11 protein-coding genes and 1 pseudogene are annotated in these 16,646 nt (G+C 57.1%); 8 read left to right on the forward strand and 4 right to left on the reverse strand.

The window, feature by feature from the left end; all coding sequences use genetic code 11:
* Positions 1 to 122: 122 nt before the first annotated feature.
* Positions 123 to 281, forward strand: a pseudogene (locus tag HCU74_RS17920) (rubredoxin); the annotation flags it as partial.
* Positions 282 to 374: 93 nt separating this feature from the next.
* Here HCU74_RS17920 and HCU74_RS17925 read toward each other — a convergent pair.
* The gene (locus HCU74_RS17925; RefSeq protein WP_168451810.1) at positions 375 to 1,088 is read right to left on the reverse strand and encodes a nuclear transport factor 2 family protein; all 714 of its coding nucleotides are present in this window, start codon (positions 1,086 to 1,088) and stop codon (positions 375 to 377) included.
* Positions 1,089 to 1,353: 265 nt separating this feature from the next.
* Between HCU74_RS17925 and HCU74_RS17930 the strand changes: the two genes are divergently transcribed.
* The 4 genes from HCU74_RS17930 to HCU74_RS17945 are packed head-to-tail and all read left to right on the forward strand — an operon-like array spanning position 1,354 to position 7,095.
* Complete coding sequence (locus tag HCU74_RS17930) at positions 1,354 to 3,243, forward strand: 1-acyl-sn-glycerol-3-phosphate acyltransferase (RefSeq protein WP_168451811.1); 1,890 nt, start codon at positions 1,354 to 1,356, stop codon at positions 3,241 to 3,243.
* Complete coding sequence (locus HCU74_RS17935) at positions 3,243 to 4,736, forward strand: HAD-IB family hydrolase (protein WP_168451812.1); 1,494 nt, start codon at positions 3,243 to 3,245, stop codon at positions 4,734 to 4,736. The genes HCU74_RS17930 and HCU74_RS17935 overlap by 1 nt, the downstream gene beginning before the upstream one ends.
* Positions 4,733 to 6,226, forward strand: a complete 1,494-nt coding sequence (locus tag HCU74_RS17940) for a wax ester/triacylglycerol synthase domain-containing protein (protein WP_168451813.1) — start codon at positions 4,733 to 4,735, stop codon at positions 6,224 to 6,226. The genes HCU74_RS17935 and HCU74_RS17940 overlap by 4 nt, the downstream gene beginning before the upstream one ends.
* Positions 6,223 to 7,095 carry an alpha/beta hydrolase gene (locus HCU74_RS17945; RefSeq protein WP_168451814.1) on the forward strand — a complete coding sequence of 291 codons (873 nt, stop codon included), beginning with the start codon at positions 6,223 to 6,225 and terminating at the stop codon, positions 7,093 to 7,095. The genes HCU74_RS17940 and HCU74_RS17945 overlap by 4 nt, the downstream gene beginning before the upstream one ends.
* Before the next feature lie 67 nt (positions 7,096 to 7,162).
* Here the strand turns inward: HCU74_RS17945 and HCU74_RS17950 are convergent, their stop codons facing one another.
* The 3 genes from HCU74_RS17950 to HCU74_RS17960 form a co-directional block, all read right to left on the reverse strand.
* Positions 7,163 to 8,323, reverse strand: coding sequence for an alpha/beta fold hydrolase (locus HCU74_RS17950; protein WP_168451815.1), 1,161 nt, complete (start codon positions 8,321 to 8,323; stop codon positions 7,163 to 7,165).
* 34 nt (positions 8,324 to 8,357) lie between these two features.
* Positions 8,358 to 9,806, reverse strand: a complete 1,449-nt coding sequence (locus HCU74_RS17955; RefSeq protein WP_168451816.1) for a coniferyl aldehyde dehydrogenase — start codon at positions 9,804 to 9,806, stop codon at positions 8,358 to 8,360.
* Positions 9,807 to 10,004: 198 nt separating this feature from the next.
* A complete protein-coding gene (locus tag HCU74_RS17960; protein ID WP_168451817.1) occupies positions 10,005 to 11,030 on the reverse strand; it encodes an AraC family transcriptional regulator in 1,026 nt (341 codons plus the stop codon).
* Between the two features lie 163 nt (positions 11,031 to 11,193).
* On the opposite strand from HCU74_RS17960, the gene HCU74_RS17965 reads away from it, so the two are divergent.
* Genes HCU74_RS17965 through HCU74_RS17975 form a run of 3 tightly spaced genes read left to right on the forward strand, consistent with a single transcriptional unit; the run spans position 11,194 to position 16,274 of the window.
* Positions 11,194 to 12,399 carry an acetyl-CoA C-acetyltransferase gene (locus tag HCU74_RS17965; RefSeq protein WP_168451818.1) on the forward strand — a complete coding sequence of 402 codons (1,206 nt, stop codon included), beginning with the start codon at positions 11,194 to 11,196 and terminating at the stop codon, positions 12,397 to 12,399.
* Positions 12,400 to 12,430: 31 nt separating this feature from the next.
* Positions 12,431 to 14,587 (forward strand): 3-hydroxyacyl-CoA dehydrogenase NAD-binding domain-containing protein, encoded by a 2,157-nt coding sequence (locus HCU74_RS17970; protein WP_168451819.1) that lies wholly within the window; start codon positions 12,431 to 12,433, stop codon positions 14,585 to 14,587.
* A gap of 52 nt (positions 14,588 to 14,639) precedes the next feature.
* On the forward strand, positions 14,640 to 16,274 hold the full coding sequence (locus HCU74_RS17975) for an AMP-binding protein (RefSeq protein WP_168451820.1): 1,635 nt from the start codon (positions 14,640 to 14,642) through the stop codon (positions 16,272 to 16,274).
* Positions 16,275 to 16,646 lie beyond the last annotated feature (372 nt).

Below are 16,646 nucleotides of genomic sequence, written 5' to 3' on the forward strand. Positions count from 1 at the left end.
ATACACCCAAGCCTTTTTGCCCGCGTAAGCGGGCTTTTTTTCGGCTGTAAATTGAAGCGCGCGGTGCCGACCCTTTCGGCTGAACTGCGCGACATTGTTAATTACAGGAGTGACAGAAGCTAATGGCAAAGTATGAATGCATAGTGTGTGGTTGGGTTTACGACGAGGAGTTGGGTGACCCGGATTCTGGCGTGCCTGCGGGAACAGCCTGGGAGGATGTGCCCGACGAGTGGTTGTGCCCGGACTGCGGTGTGGATAAAACAGATTTTATGCTGGTGGAATAGAATATTCTGAAAGAGAGAAAAGATAGTTAGGAAGAGGGAGGAGGAGTAACGCTGCCCGAAATGGGCAGCGTAGTCGAACAGAGCGAGGCGTTATTTTTTCCAGAACTTGTTGGGCTTCGCAGCAGCACCCAGCTGAATGGCCACATCGCGGTAGTTCCAGTAGGTGAATTCCCGCACCACTTTGCGGTTTTTGTAACAGTGAAAGGTAATACCGCGGGTGGTAGTGGTCTTGCCCACTGCGGGCAGGCCAAGAAAATCGACATTGTGCTTGCCACGCCAGATCCACTGCATCACACACCACTCATCGTAGGAGTGATCTGCGCCGAGAAAGGTATCAGCAGACCACAGTTTCCAGTCCGCATCGCTGTAGCCATCGGGCTTTTCCATGCGCAGCTGCGCGGTGCGATCACCCGCCAGACCGCCGTCATAACGAAGTACATCGAACTGGTGTTCACCGGCCGGAGAGCCTTTGCCAAAGGGAAGAAAGGCGCGATATAGCTCGTCTTTGTCAGTAATTGTCTGAAACAGGGTAATGTCTTCAAAGACAAAGTCGTCGGCGTAGTAGTGAACAATCGCCTCGGCGCCGCCGGTGTAAAAGGTGTCAATCCAGTCTTCGCCGGAAGACATACCCATGCGGCCTTCTCCCTTGAATCCATTTGCGTCCGCTTTGGCGGCAAACGCTGCGGCCGGGGCAAGGCCGGCAACGCTCATGGCAATACCAGCGGTTTTCAGGAATGAACGTCTTTTACTGAGGTTTTCCGAGTTTGGTGAGAGTGACTCGTCGTCAAGATATCCAAGGTGCATGATGATTTCGCCTTTTTGGTTTTTAGAGGTATGTGTTACCAGTTTATCATCGCATTTAATTGAGTTGCGGGTCAATAGTGGGCTGATTGCGGTTTGCGAAACGCATTTCCATGCTGTAAATAAGTTCGGTCAATAATCGTGGTTTTACCTGCGATTATTCCGTAATATTTAATTGATATAAATGTCAACATTGTGGCTTTCTCTCAGTGAAGTGGTCGAGGTCGTAAGCATAAACAGCAATAAAATCGGGGCAGTTGAGTTGAAAATGGAATATAGAGGCAAGGGTGATTCGACATCAAAGCCGGTTTCCGGGTTGTCGAGGGGGTTGGGGTTTGCTGCGAGGTCGGCGACACCCTTTTCACGCCGCGAGGTGGTTCAGGAAATACTCAAGTCTCCTCGCGTTCACGATGCACTTTCGGCGCTGGCTGCCAGGGAGGGGGTTGAGCTGGAGGGCATTGTCAAGCGTGCGAAGGCGGGGTTGGAAAGCCTGGTGGCAGAGCAAAATCCGTGGTTTTCGCGGATTTTCGACAGAGTTCTGGGGCCGATGCATACCTCGGCCTTTAGCCTCAATGTCGACCACGGTGCACTGCGCGAGTTAGAAGCTCTCAGCGAAAACAATACCCTGGTGTTTTTGCCCACCCACCGCTCCTACGCCGACCCGTTTATTGTCACTAAAGTATTGGCGGATACCGCACTACCGCGAAACTACATTCTGGGGGGAGACAATATTGGTTTCTGGCCCATGGGGCCTATTGTGCGCCGCAGTGGTGCCGTGCTGATTCGGCGCAGTTTCGGCGACGACAGCGTTTACAAGCTGATGATTAAAGAGTACCTAGCCTATCTTGCGCGCAACGGTATGAATATTGAGTGGTATATGGAAGGGGGGCGTTCCCGCACCGGCAAACTGCGCCCGCCGATGTACGGGCTTTTGCGTTATCTGGGGCAGGCCCTTAGCCTGGAGCGCAGTAAATCCGTGGTGCTGGTGCCGGTGTCTATTACCTACGACCAGCTCCACGAAATTTGGGCCATGGCGGAAGAGGAGGCAGGGCTCAAGGCGAAGCAAAAAGAGGGCATATCCTGGTTGGCCAGCTACGCCAAAATGCAGCGCAAATGGATAGGCACTGCTTATGTGCGCTTTGGTGAGCCGCTGTCGCTGACGGACGCATTGGCGCAGTCTCCGGATAACAACTGGAAAATCGAAAAAGTCGCGATTGAAGTATTTCAGCGTATTAACAAGGTGACTCCGGTTACCGGACCGGCGTTGGCAACGCTGGCGCTGCTGGCGGTGCGTAACCGCGCACTGACTTTGCCGGAAATCACCGGCTTGGTCCATCCGCTGCTTGAATATGCCCGGCAACGCAACCTGCCTACGGAGGTGGTGGATGAGCTGGATAATCACAGCGGTATTGAAAGCGCCCTGGCGAGTCTGGTTAAAGCCAATGTAGTGGCCAATTACGCCGCCGGGCGGGAGCCGGTGTATAACGTGCGAGCGGGTAGTCACAATATCGCTGCGTTTTATCGTAACTCCGCGATTCACTGGTTCGTCAATCGCGCCATTCTTGAGGTGATCTTGCTGCAAACCTCATTGGAACATGGCGGCAGCAATGTGTTTGACGTCGGCTGGGCCGAGGCACACGAGCTGCGGGACGTATTGAAGTTCGAGTTTTTCTTTAGTGAAAAGGCAGAGTTCAAAGAGGAAATGCGGGCCGAGGCCTACATCCTTTCACAGGATTTCTTTGACAAGGTGGGCGATCCGGATGGGTGTCGCCAGATGCTGTACGAGGCGCCCTTCCTGATTGCCTACCGAGTACTGATGCCTTTTATCGAGGCGTATTCGGTATTTGCCGAGTGTCTGGCAGAGAGGGGCGATGGTGCGGTGGATGATATTCCTGCGCTGCTGCGTGAGTGCACTGTGGTCGGCAAGCAATATGTGCTGCAGCACCGCATTCGCTCTCCGGAAAGCGTCTCTCAGGAGTTGTTCAAGAACGCCGTCAAATTAGCCAAAAACCGCAATTTGCTGGATGCCCGTGAGGGCGTTGGTGAAGATCGTCGGGCATTGAAAAGCTATCTCTGTGACATGGTCAAGGCTGTGACCCGAGTGGAGCAGCTGGACATTGAGCGGATGAGTGAAATGGAATCAGGGAGCGAACAGTAATGGTCACCGACAGCAGTTATATACGGCAAATCAAGCAGGGGTCGACCGGGCCGGAAATCGGCGCGTTTTTTGACTTCGACGGCACCCTGATCGAGGGTTACTCCGCCGCGGAATTTATTAAAAAGCGGATTTTATCCGGGGAAATGGGCTTGGGTGAGTTACTGGAAACCCTCAAGACCCCCTTTCGCCAGGATGTCGATGAAGAGACTTTTAGCGAAATGTTCGCTGACTTCGCGCGCTGTATGATCGGCCAAAGCGAGGAAGAGGTGCGCGCCCAGTGGTGGGAGCTGTTCTACGCGCGCATTGCCAGGCGAATGTTTTTTGAAGGCTATCAGATTGTTCGCGCCCATATTGCGGCCGGGCATACGGTGGTTATCGCTTCCTCGGCGACCCGTTATCAGATAGAGCCACTGGCCGATGAATACGGTATCAATCATATCCTGTCGACACGGCTGCAAATTCGCCGGGGTGTGTTTAACGGCCAACTCGACGGTGGTGCGCTATGGGGTGAGAACAAGGCGGCGGCGGTGCGGGAGTTTGCGGCGGCCAATAATATCGACCTCGGTGCCAGCTACGGCTACGCCAACGGAGTGGAGGATATCGCCTTTCTTGCCGCCACAGGTCAGCCCCGGGCGGTCAATCCCCATCCCCATTTGCGCGCTCGGGCAGTGGAGGAAGGTTGGCCGGTTCTCGAATTTGCCCAGCGCAAGCGCGCCTCGGTGAAGTCAATTGCGGGCACCATCGGCGCTTATTCGGCGATGACCGCAACAATGCTCGCGGGAATGACCTACAACCGCTTTTACAACGAGCCCCGCCGTGCTGCGGATATGGTTGGCGCCATCGGCAGTGAGTTGGGGCTGGCGATTGCCGGTATCAAGGTCAATATCGTCAATGAACACAAGCTGTGGGAACATCGGCCAGCGGTGTTTGTGCTAAACCACCAAAGCAAACTCGATTTCTTTATTTTCTATAATATTATTCGGCGAGAACTCACCGGTGTAGTGAAGAAAGAAGCGCAGAATGTACCGATCATTGGCCCCTTCCTGAAAATGGCAGAGATGTCCTTTCTCGATCGCAGCAATACCCAGCGCGCCATCGAGGCCTTGCAACCGGCGGTGGATCGGCTCAAGCGTGGCTTGTCCGTGGCCATTTCCCCGGAGGGAACCCGCTCCTACACTCCTAAAGTGGGCAAGTTTAAAAAAGGCGCCTTTCATATCGCTCGCCAGGCTGGAGTGCCGATTGTGCCGGTAGTGATTCGCAATGCCGGCGAATTAATGTGGCGTGAAGATCAGGTCATGCGCGCGGGCACCGTGGATATCTGCGTGCTCGACGCGATAGATGTCAGCCAGTGGGCCGACGACGAGTTGGACGAGCGCATTGCCGAGGTGCGCCAGCTGTTCGTCGATACACTGGAAAATTGGCCGGAGGCCGCCGCGGGGTATCAGCCTCCAGTGGCGCAGCTTGTTGGTGGCCACGGAGGTGGTCAGTCATGACGACACCAGCCAGTGTGCCGCCGACACCGCGGCCAGTTCGTTCGTCGCCCTCGTCGGAAAGTCGATCAAAGGAAGATGCGGCAGCGCTGCGCCAGCGTATGGACTACCTGGCGAAATGGGGTGGCGGTGAGCAGCTCTCCGCCCCTGAGGCGATTATGTGGCACTTGGAAAAATATCCGGCGAGCCGCTCCTCGGGCACCTCACTGCATTTTCTGGACGGGCGCGCGGAGTGGCCTCGGGTACAGGACTTTGTAGCCTGGCTCTGTGCGGCAACGCCGCGCCTGCGCCAGCGGGTTCGCGAGGCGGAGTTGCCAGGTCAGGCCCTGGTATGGGTAGAGGATCAGCACTTTGATCTCGGCTACCATTTGCGTCATGTGTCGCTGCCCGCCCCTGCGGGACAGGTGGAGCTGCAGCAGTTTTTACAGTCCTTTTCCCAGACACCCTTTGATCCAGCTCGCCCACCCTGGGAAGCCGTATTGATTGACGACTGTGAGCAGCGTGGTAGCGTCTTTGCGCTGAAAATTCAGCATTGTCTGACCGACGGTGGCGGCCTGATTCAATTGTTCGGTGCGGCGTTGTCGACATCGGCCGACGAGTGGCCAAAGCCGGGTAAGGCCAGCCGACCTTCGACGCGGGGACGGTTTTCCCGCATGACGCAACTGCCGGGACATCTCGGCAAGTGGGGGCGAGCGGCATCCCGAGCCCTGGCGGTGCAGCGCGGTGGCGCGAGCGGGTTAAGCGACTATTTGCACTCCCTGCAAAAGCTGGGAGGGGCGCAAATGACCGCCGGCTCGCCGCTGCTTAAAAAGCGCAGTCGCGCCACCTGCTACGAGCTGCTGGAGCTGCCCATGCCGCAATTCAAGCGCCTTGCCAAGGCGGCGGGAGCATCGGTGAATGACCTCTATCTGGCCATTATCATTGGCGGAATGCAGCGTTACCATCAGGCCTATGGTGTGGTGGCTGATACCCTGCCGCTGGCCTTTCCGGTCAGTGTGCGTAAGCCCGGTGATCCGGAGGGGGGGAATCGTTTCACCGCAGTCAATTACTCTGCCCCGCTGCAGCTGACCGACCCGGCAGCCCGTATCGCCGCGATTCAGCAGTTTGTGCAAGGCGCGCGCCGTGAGCCGGCGCTGGACTTTATCAATCAGGTCATGCCAGCATTGTTGGCGCTACCCAAATCGCTGCTTGCGGCATTGCTGCCCCGATATACCGCGCGGCTTGATTTGCAGGCGAGCAATATTCCCGGCCTTGTCGGCGATTACTATCTGGCAGGAAGGCGAGTGCGCAGCCACTACGTGCTGCCGCCGAGACCAGGTTGTGCGGTGATGCTGGCGATGATTAGCCACAACGATGTCGCCGGTATCGCGCTGAACTGTGACCCGGCGGCGATATTGGACCCGGATCTGCTGGTGACGTCGATCAGGGAAGAATTTGAGGGGCTGTGTCAGTGTTTCCTGCCCCTATCAGACATTGAACAGGAAAATCTATGAATCATCTCGACGGCAGTCTTTCCTCGGCGGATGGCACCGAAATTTATTGGCAGTCCTGGCAGTGTCCAGAGCCTGTCGCGTGCGTGCTTGTCAGTCACGGCCTGGGTGAACACGGCGGGCGTTATGCACCTATTGCTGAGCGGTTGGTGCAGCAGGGCTGCAATGTATTTGCCATCGACCATCGGGGGCACGGTAAATCCGGCGGCCGTCGCGGCTTGATCGACCACTTCACGCGCTGTATTGATGACGTTGATCTGTTGGTCGAACAGCAGCTGATCCCCGCCGGGCGCCCGGTGATTGTCTTTGGGCACAGTATGGGAGGGGCGATTGCTACCGCCTATGCGATCAAGCATCAACAGAAACTGGCAGCGCTGATGTTGTCCGGGGCGGCGTTGTCCGCTGACCTGGTGCCAGGGCCGATGAAGCTGATTTGCGCGGGTCTCGGCAAGCTGGCGCCGCGCTTGCCGGTGCTGAAAATTGATCCGAGTGCCGTTAGCCGCGACCCTGAGCAAGTGGCTTTGTATGCTAACGACCCCCTTAACCTCTCGGGCCATGTGCCGGTGCGTACCATCGCTGAAATGGTCGCTACTATTGCCGGTTTGCCGTCTCGTTTTCCTCAGCTCAGGCTACCCATGCTGGTGATGCACGGCAGTGATGACCAGCTGATTCCGGCCTCGGCGAGTGAATATTTATTTGAACACTGCGGCTCGGAAGATAAAACCCTGAAAATCTATGACGGTCTCTACCACGAAATTCTGAATGAGCTGCCAGACGATCGCGAGCAGGTCATGGATGATATTCTTGAGTGGGTGAGTGCTCGCTTCCCCGAAGGAGCCCTCCCCGCAGGAACCCTCCCCGAAGGAACATAGCCCCCGGCACTTTTCGACAGACGAAAAAAAGGCCTCGATTGAGGCCAAGGGCTTCTGGAGCTACAAGTCAGCGCAGGGCGGCAAAAAAGGCGCGGATATCCTCGCAGAGCAGTTCAGGCTCTTCCATTGCCGCGAAGTGGCCGCCTTTCGGCATACGTGTCAGTCGGTTTACGTTGTAGTAATGGCGCACCCAGCCCTCTGGCTGGTGTACCACCTCACCGGGAAAATCGGCGATACCGCAGGGGGCTTCAACCACTGGCTCCCGGCTATGGCTGGGCTGCCACGGGTTGTGGGCCGCCTCGTAGTAGTAGCGCATGGAAGTGCCAATGCTGTCGGTCAACCAGTAAATCATAACGGTGGTAATCAGGTCGTCCTTGCTGAAACGGGTTTCAACATCGCCGTTGCAGTCACTCCAGGCGCGACGTTTTTCCAGTATCCACGCGAGTAATCCCGCGGGTGAATCATTCAGCCCATACGCGGCGGTTTGCGGGCGTGTGGTTTGCAGGGCGAAGTAGCCGCCGCCGTCGGCAAAAAACATCTCGTTGGCGGGGCCGAGGTGGCGGTCTTCGTCGGTGTAGAAACTCTCGTCCACGCCGCCGCCGGTAAAGGTATCCAGTGGCAGCAGTATGGTGAAGTGGGCACCAATCAAGCGGTCGGCATATTTATGTCCCAATTGGGCTGACACGATGGCCCCCCAGTCGTGGCCATGTACCGCGAATTTGGGATAGCCCAAGCCCTCCATCAGTTCGACAAACATATCGGCGGTTCGCCAGAAGTTGATGCCGGTCTGCTGTAGCGGTGTGGAAAAGCCGTAGCCGGGCAGCGAAGGGACTATCACATCGAAGGCGTCCTCGGCATTGCCGCCGTGGGCCTCCGGGTCGGTGAGCGGGCCGATGATTTTTTGATAGTCCCAGAAGGTCCAGGGCCAGCCGTGGAGCAGCAGCAACGGGGTCGGTGACGGGCCCTTGCCGGGAATGCGCATAAAGTGAATCGGACTGCCCTGAACCTCAACCCGGTAGTGATCGTAGGCGTTCATTTTCGCCTCGTGTTCGCGCCAGTCGTAGCTGTGCTTCCAGTATTCAACCAGCTCCTGCAAATACGCGCCGTTGGTGCCGTAGGCCCAGGCGTCGTTGCCGAAGTCTTTGGCGAAACGGGTTAATGACAGACGTTGCTGCAGATCGTCGAGTTGCTGCTGCGGGATGTTGATGGCGAATTTTTCCGGGTTCACGGGTCTTTCCTCGGTGTCGTCGACGTGTAGGGCCTTAGCCCATCAGCTTTTCGAGTAGCTTGAGCATTTTGTCGGTATGGGGTGCCTTGAAATAGGGGGTCAGGCTGACCAGCCCCTGTTTGTAAAAGGCCTTGGCGTGGCTCAATTGCCGGAAGCCGTCGAAGCCGTGATAGCTGCCCATGCCGCTATGGCCAACCCCGCCCAGGGGCATGGTGTCCTGAAGGACGTGGGCCGCGACATCGTTCACTACCATGCCGCCGGAGACGGTGCGCTGCTTCAGTTGCGCAATCTCCCGATTCGACTTGCCGAAATAATACAGTGCCAAGGGCCGCTCGCCGCGATTGACTGCGCCGATGACCTGGTTCATATCGGAGTAGGTTTTTACCGGCATCGCCGGGCCGAAGATCTCGTCGGTCATGATTTTGCAATCATCATCGGGATTGATGACCAGGGTCGGGGCCAGTTTGTTGTGATCCGGGTGGGGTTCAAGGCCTATGTCGTCACACAGGGGGATAATCTCATGCCCCCTTTCCTGCGCCTCGCGAATATAACCCGCGATGCGCTCCCGGTGTCGTGCATTAATCACCGAGCCGTAGTCGTCGTTGGCCGACAGGGTGGTGAAGTTCTTTTCCATAAAGGCTTTGCACAGTTGCACAAATTCGCCGAGGCGGGCTTCGGGAATATAGGTGTAGTCCGGTGCCAGGCAGATCTGGCCGGCGTTCATGGTTTTGAAGGTAAACACTCGCTCCACAGCGGCGTTGAGGTCGGCGTTCTCGCCGATGATCACCGGGCATTTGCCGCCTAGTTCGAGCGTTAGTGGCACAAGGTTTTCCGCGGCGGCACGCATAACGTGTTTGGCGATGGACGGTGCACCGGTAAAAACAAGGTGGTCAAAAGGCAGTGCACTGAAGGCCGCCGCAACATCGGGGCCGCCGTTGATGACGGCGATCTCCTCGGGCGCGAAGCGCTCGCTAATCAGCTCTTCGATCAGTGCCGAGGTTGCCGGGGTAAGCTCAGAGGGCTTTATGATGGCGCGGTTGCCCGCCGAAATCGCATTGCCCAGCGGTGAAAAGGTCAGCTGCACGGGAAAATTCCACGGCGCGACAATGCCGACCACACCCAGTGGCTGATAAAACACATGGGCGTCAGCCCCCAGCAGGTTCAGCGGAAATTTTGCGCCGCGCTTTTCCGGGCGCATCCATTTGGCGGTGTGCTTGCGCAGGTATTTCAGGCTCTCAATTGGCACCAGCACATCGAAGACGACGCTGTCGAAGTGGGAGCGCGCGCCATAATCGGCGCGCAGGGCATCGGCAAAGCGCTGCTTATTTTCCCGTAGAAGAGCGATAAGCCGATCCAGTCGGTCGAGGCGGGTACGCAGATCGGGGTAGCCGTCGCGAATAAAACTGTCGCGTTGGCGGCGCAGGGACATTTCCAGCGGGCTGGTGTTGGCTGCACTCGGCTGCTCACATACGGGGCTTGTCATGGCGATGCGGTCCTGTCGTTATCGTGTTCTGCTTATTTGTGTGTCGCTCAATATTTTTTTCGCTGCCAGTGTTCCTCTTTTGGTTAGAGGAATCTGGCTGTATTGCCGGCCGTTGCTGCTTTGTCTGCAAATGGTCGAATATTGATATTACGATTAATAATGGCAGTTAGTGAGGTCTTGGTCAATAGTGAGGGAGGGCTAGCGAGGGCTGATGCTTTTGCGATACTGCAGTGGTGTCATGCCCGTCCAGGTTTTGAAGGCGCGGATAAACGCGGCGGCCTCGGTGTAGCCGATGGCAAAGGCAATCTGCTCAATGCTGCTGCCGCTCTGGGTGAGCAGGTGTGTGGCTTTTTCTCGCCGCAAGGTATTGCGAATCAGCTGCCAGCTGCTGCCCTCGTTCGCCAGATGCCGACGCAGGGTGTCGGGCTTGGTGTGCAGTTCGGCGCAGGCCTGTCGCAGAGTGTAGTGACGAAACTGCTCTTCGTTCAGGGACTCAAGCAGGCTGCGCACTTCCAGTGAAAGCGGGCCGCTCTGGCTGAGGGGCAGGTAGAGTTTGGCGGGGGCATCCTCAAAATAGTGGGCCAGACTTTGCTCATTTTGCGCCACCGGACGATCGAGATAGGCGGCGTCAAACTCTACCGCGCTGATTTCCTGTTCGTGGAGTACATTGGCGTTGAAGAACAGGTAGCGGTGTTCGTGCAGGGCCTCGGCGGGGTAATCCAGCTTGACGCTGTGCAAGTGGATCCGCTCGTTGATCAGCCAGCTGGCGAAGCGGTGCAAAATCATCAGCGCAATATCGATTGCCAGACTGCTGCGCACCTGCATACCGCTGCGCCGCCAGACCTGAAGGGTGGCGGTGGACTTTTCGCGCACGCAGTGCAGGTAAAGACTGTTGTCGAACAGATTGCTATAGCGGGTGAAGCGGGTCATTGCCTCACCCAGAGTCGCGCCATGTACCGCATTGACGGCAATGGCGTGGTAGCTGCCGATTTGCTGGCGACGCTCGAGCAGGCCGTACTGCTCGTCCCCAAGCCGACCGCTGATGAGCCTGCACAGGTCGATAAACTGGCGCAGGGGGATACGCGCCGAGCTGTGTTGAAGCAGGTCAGGGGCGATGCCGCAGCTGCGTAGCAATTTGCTGCAGTTCAGGCCGTGAGCGCGAGCCCCCACCAGGCAGCGTTGCACGGTGTGGACGGAAATACTGATGGCACCCCAATTATCCATAACGTGTATTGTATATTGAATTTTGCAAGTTATGGTTAATTTTGGATCGCACTTTTGGTCATTGTTCCCTTGAGGTGGATCTCGCACACTGCGGGGCGGTGCCTTGTTCGGCTCTATATTCCGGGCAAGCCGTCCATTTATCAGTGTATTTGAGGACAGCGTTGTGACCACTGAAGCTTATATTTTCGATGCGATACGAACCCCGCGTAGCAAGGGCAAGGAGGGAGGTTCTCTCCACGAAGTGAAGCCCGTGGCTCTGGCAGGCGGCCTGCTCAAGGCATTGCAGCAGCGCCATGAGCTGGATACCTCTCGCGTCGATGATGTGCTGCTGGGCTGTGTAACCCCGGTGGGTGAGCAGGGTAGCTGCATTGGTAAAGCCGTGGCGCAGTACGCAGGTTGGGATCAGCAGGTTGCCGGTTTGCAGCTGGACCGCTTCTGCGCTTCCGGTCTGGAAGCGGTGAATATGGGCGCGCAGAAAATCGCCTCTGGCTGGGAAGACCTGATTGTCGCCGGTGGGGTCGAGTGTATGTCCCGGGTGAAAATGGGTAGCAACGGCGGTGCGATGTTCTCCGACCCCGAGTTTATTTTGGGACAGGGCGCGGTGCCCCAGGGCATTGGCGCTGACCTTATCGCCACGCTGGGCAACTGGAGCCGCAGCGACGTGGATGAAGTTGCAGTGCGCTCCCAGCAACGGGCCGCTCATGCCAGGGACAACGGTTGGTTCACCTCTGTTGTGCCAGTGCGTGACGCCTGCGGTAGTGTCATTCTGGAGAGCGACGATTTTATCAAGCCCAACAGCACCCTCGACACCCTTGCGGGACTGAAGCCCTCCTTCGCCGCGATGGGGGAGATGGGTATGGATGATCTGGCGCTGGCGAGCTACAGCCAGGTCGAGGCCATTAACCATGTTCATACTCCGGGTAACTCGTCGGGCATCGTCGATGGTGCCAGTGCGGTATTAATCGGCAATGAGCGCATTGCAAAAGAGCTTTCGCTGACCCCACGTGCGCGTATCGTGGCGACGGCGGTGACCTCGACTGATCCGGTCATCATGTTGACCGGGCCGGGGCCCGCGGCAAAAAAATGCCTGCAAAAAGCGGGACTGTCGGTGGCAGATATCGACCTATGGGAAATCAATGAAGCCTTCGCCTCGGTGGTGTTGCGCTTTATGCAGGACATGGATATCGACCACAGCGTCACCAATGTCAACGGTGGGGCGATTGCGATGGGTCATCCCCTCGGCGCTACCGGGGGGATGCTGATTGGCACGATCCTCGATGAACTGGAGCGTCGCGGGCTCAAGCGCGGACTGGTCGCGTTGTGTGTCGGCGGCGGTATGGGTATCGCCACAATTATCGAGCGCGTGTAAGCCACGCAGGCAACAAAACAGGATTCAGGCCATGACAGACGTATTTGAATATCAACAAGACGGCGACAATATCGCCACCGTGACAATGGCGATGCCCGGTGCCGTCAACGCGATTAACGACACTTTTATTGCCGCCTTGACCAGCGCGGTAGAGCGACTGGAGGCGGAATCGTCCCTCGCCGGGGTGATCTTTGCTTCCGCCAAGCCCACCTTTGTTGCAGGGGGCGATCTGAATGAGCTGGTGGCGGCCCAGCCCGGTGAAGAAGAGGGCGTATTCCTGCGTACCCAGCGCATAAAGTCGCTGTTCCGTCGCCTGGAAAAGCTGCCTGTGCCGGTGGTGGCGGCGATTAATGGTGCCGCCCTCGGCGGTGGCCTGGAGCTGGCCTTGTCCTGTAACCAGCGCATTGCAGTGAAGGGGCGCGCCGTTCAAGTCGGTTTGCCGGAAGTGGGCCTGGGACTGTTGCCTGGGGGTGGCGGTATCGTTCGCCTCACCTCCTTGCTGGGTTTTCAGCGCGCGTTCCCCTATTTGATGGAAGGCAAAAAAATCAACGCCGACAAGGCCTTGGCAGAGGGTATTGTCGATCAACTGGTCGATAGCGTCGATGCATTGCTCCCCGCTGCGAAGCAGTGGATTCTTGCGCAGGAAGACGCTGTCGCAGCGGCGACCCAACCCTGGGATGTTCGCGGATTTGCCCTGCCTGGGGGTAATGAAACCAATCCCGCCATTCGCCAGATGATCGCCTTGTCGTCAGCCGGCCTGTACAAAAAAACCAAGGGCCGACTGCCCGCGCCGGAATTTATTCTTAATACGATGGTGGAAGTGCTGCGTGTCGGTTTCGATACGGCATTAACCATTGAAAGCCGCAACTTCGCGCAGTTGGTCACCCGCCCCGAAGCGAAGAATATGATTAACGCGTTTTTCTTCCAGATGAATCAGGTCGCTGGTGGCAAGAGCCGGCCCGCGGGCTTTGACAAAATTACAGTAAACAAACTCGGTGTACTCGGTGGCGGCATGATGGGCCAGGGTATCGCCATGGTTGCTGCCCAGGCGGGAATCGAGGTTGTATTAAAAGATGTGACCATCGAGTCGGCGCAAAAAGCCAAGGCCTACTCCGAAAAGGGCTTTGCCAAGCTCGTGCAGAAGGGGCGTATGAGTGCGGAAGCGGCAGAGGCGGCCCTTGCTCGCATTCTGCCTTCCATCGACAACGAAGACCTGCGCGGCTGCGACTTTATTATCGAAGCGGTATTCGAGAACGTCGAGCTCAAACACCAACTGACCCGCGACCTTGAGCCGCTGTTGGCCGAGGGCGGTGTGTGGGCGTCGAACACCTCGACCCTGCCGATCTCACGCCTCGCCGAAGCCAGTGCCACGCCGGAAAATTTTATTGGCATGCACTTCTTCTCGCCGGTGGATCGTATGCCGCTGCTTGAAATTATCTGCGGTGAAAAAACCAGCGATGAAACCCTGGCCAAGGCCTTTGATCTGGCCAGACAGCTGCGCAAGACCGCCATTGTCGTGAACGATGCGCCGGGCTTTTATACCTCGCGGACTATCAGCACGCCGATTCAGGAGGCCGCACAATTAATTGCCGAGGGTGTTGATCCCGCCCGGGTTGAAAATGTCGGGAAGAGGGTTGGTTGGCCGGTAGGGCCGCTGGCATTGCAAGACGAGGTCAGCCAGAAGTTGTCGCTGGATATTATTGACGCACAAATCAGCATGGGGCTGCGCAAAGCGGAAGACGATCCCACTCCAGCGGGTACGGCCCTGATGCGCCGCTTGCTTTCGGAGTTTGGTCGCGGCGGACGTGTTCACGGCGGCGGTTACTACGAGTATAGCGATAGTGGCAAAGCACTTTGGCCGAGGCTGAAGGAATTGTATTTCGACGAGCGAGTGAACGCCGCTGTCAGCGATGCTGATATTCAGGATCGCCTGCTGTTCCGCCCGGTAATTGAAAGCCTCGTGTGTCTGCAAAGTGGCGTACTGCGCACGGTGGCCGATGGCAATATCGGTTCCCTGCTGGGAATCGGTGCGCCCACGTGGACGGGGGGCTATATTCAATTTGTTAACACCTACGGTCTCGCGGCATTTATCGAGCGTTGTGGTGAGCTTGCCCAGCTTTACGGTGACCGTTTTAAAGCGCCGGACATCGTCGCGGATAAACTTTCCGCTGGTGAATTATTTAATTGATAGTAATATCATTAATAGCGTCTGGCTAATCGACAATAACAGGACTACAGATATGAGCGATAACATCAAAACCCCATTGGAAATGTTTTATCACTGGGAGCGCGAAGCGGCGGGTGATGTTTTTCTGCGTCAACCGGCAGCACTGCAGTGGACGGAATATACCTGGGCGGAGGTCGCCGATCGCGCCCGTCGCCTGGCGGCGTATCTGGTCGCGCAAAACTATGAACCTGGCAGCCGTATTGCGGTGTTTGCAAAAAACTGTGCCGATTGGGTAGTGGTGGACTTCGCAATCATGTTGGCCGGGCACATCAGCGTGCCGCTCTATCCGGGGCAAGATGCCAGCTCGACGAAATATATTGTCGAGCACAGCGAAAGCCGGATGATCTTCCTGGGTCAATTTGACATTGCCGAACAGATCGACAGCGTGTTGCCTGCAGATCTGCCCCGTGTGGGAATTCATGGCTGCGCGGTAAAGGCAGATATCAGTATTGAAGCCCTGTTAGCTCAGTACGAGCCCTTTGCTGAATCTCCGATTCCCGCCGCCAACAGCTTGTTCACGATTTTGTACACCTCGGGCACCACCGGTAACCCCAAGGGTGTAATGCATATCCATGCCACCCCCGGCTCGGTACTGCCACGCTTTCAGAAGACCTGGAAAATAGGTACCCACGGTGACCGGGAGCGATTTATTTCCTATCTGCCTCTGTCCCATGCTGCCGAGCGCTGCATTGTTGAAATGAACGCCCTGTACTGCAACGGCATTATCTCCTTCTCCGAAGGGCTGGAAACCTTTGCTGAGGAATTGCGCTCGGTAGAGCCAACCTTCTTCTTCTCGGTGCCGCGGCTGTGGGTAAAATTCAAGGAAGCAGTGGATGCGAAAATTCCGCCGGAAGTGCAGGCCGGCTTTGGCGATGAGCAGCGTGAAGCGGTGCGCAAACAACTGGGCTTGAACAGTGCTCGGGTGATATTAACCGGTTCGGCCCCCTGCCCGAAGGAAGTACAGAATTGGTTCCTGGATATGGGCGTGCTGCTGCGGGAAGGTTACTCAATGACCGAAAATTTCTGCGACGGCACCTTCTGGAGCGAGGATAGTCGCCCGCCCGCAGGCTGTGTGGGTAAGCCGCTGCCGGGGGTGGAAATCAAACTGACCGACGACGAGGAGGTCTGTTTCCGCAGCAGCGGTTTGATGGTGGGTTACTATAAAAACGATGAAAAAACCGCCGAGGCATTGGTTGACGGTTGGTACCACACAGGGGATACCGGCAAGCTGGATGATGACGGTAATCTGTGGATTACCGGCCGTATCAGCGAGGTATTCAAAACGACCAAGGGGAAATTTATCAGCCCCACCAAACTTGAGGATGAGTTTGGCTCGTTGGTTGAGCTGGCCCAGGTCTGTGTTTGTGGTCACGGCCTGAATCAGCCGATACTGCTGGCGACCCGGTCGGAGCTGGCGGCAACATTGTCGAATGCCGAGTTGGCTGAGCGTTTGAGCGCGGCGCTGGAGAAGATCAATAGTGGTCTGCCCGCCTATGAAAAAGTGTCCAATATCCTGGTAACACCGGGAGAGTGGACCATTATGAATGGCCTGCTGACACCGACGATGAAACTGAAACGCAAGAGTCTACTGGCCCAGTATGCGGATCAGATCAATGCGAGCCACAGTGACGCGGTGGTGTTTCTGTAGGCGCTTTGGATGCGCAGGGGGCAGTTAATCTAGCCTCTGCCATTCGCGCGGGGGCCGCGCTCCCACAGATGGAATTGGTTTGAGTGGGGAGTTGCCTCCACCTATGCAGGGCACCCCCCTGTAGGAGCTTGCCCCGCAAGCGAACCCTCTCGTGCTTTAGTGAGTCCGCTGTCATTCGCGCGGGGGCCGCGCTCCCACAGGTGGAATCTGTTTGACCTCCACCTATGCAGGACGCGCCCTGTAGGAACTTGCCCCGCAAGCGAACCCTCTCGTGCTTTAGTGAGTCCGCTGTCATTCGCGCGGGGGCCGCGCTCCCACAGGTGGAATGTGTCTGAGTGGGGAAGTGCTTCCACCTATGGAGGACGCGCCCTG

The organism is Spongiibacter thalassae (assembly GCF_012272835.1).
Taxonomy (GTDB): domain Bacteria; phylum Pseudomonadota; class Gammaproteobacteria; order Pseudomonadales; family Spongiibacteraceae; genus Spongiibacter; species Spongiibacter thalassae.

What these genes read in the sequence shown, in the direction of transcription:
- HCU74_RS17925 (WP_168451810.1), bottom strand. Translation starts at nt 1,088, where the DNA reads ATGCACCTTGGATATCTTGACGACGAGTCACTCTCACCAAACTCGGAA.
- HCU74_RS17930 (WP_168451811.1), top strand. Translation starts at nt 1,354, where the DNA reads ATGGAATATAGAGGCAAGGGTGATTCGACATCAAAGCCGGTTTCCGGG.
- HCU74_RS17935 (WP_168451812.1), top strand. Translation starts at nt 3,243, where the DNA reads ATGGTCACCGACAGCAGTTATATACGGCAAATCAAGCAGGGGTCGACC.
- HCU74_RS17940 (WP_168451813.1), top strand. Translation starts at nt 4,733, where the DNA reads ATGACGACACCAGCCAGTGTGCCGCCGACACCGCGGCCAGTTCGTTCG.
- HCU74_RS17945 (WP_168451814.1), top strand. Translation starts at nt 6,223, where the DNA reads ATGAATCATCTCGACGGCAGTCTTTCCTCGGCGGATGGCACCGAAATT.
- HCU74_RS17955 (WP_168451816.1), bottom strand. Translation starts at nt 9,806, where the DNA reads ATGACAAGCCCCGTATGTGAGCAGCCGAGTGCAGCCAACACCAGCCCG.
- HCU74_RS17960 (WP_168451817.1), bottom strand. Translation starts at nt 11,030, where the DNA reads ATGGATAATTGGGGTGCCATCAGTATTTCCGTCCACACCGTGCAACGC.
- HCU74_RS17970 (WP_168451819.1), top strand. Translation starts at nt 12,431, where the DNA reads ATGACAGACGTATTTGAATATCAACAAGACGGCGACAATATCGCCACC.
- HCU74_RS17975 (WP_168451820.1), top strand. Translation starts at nt 14,640, where the DNA reads ATGAGCGATAACATCAAAACCCCATTGGAAATGTTTTATCACTGGGAG.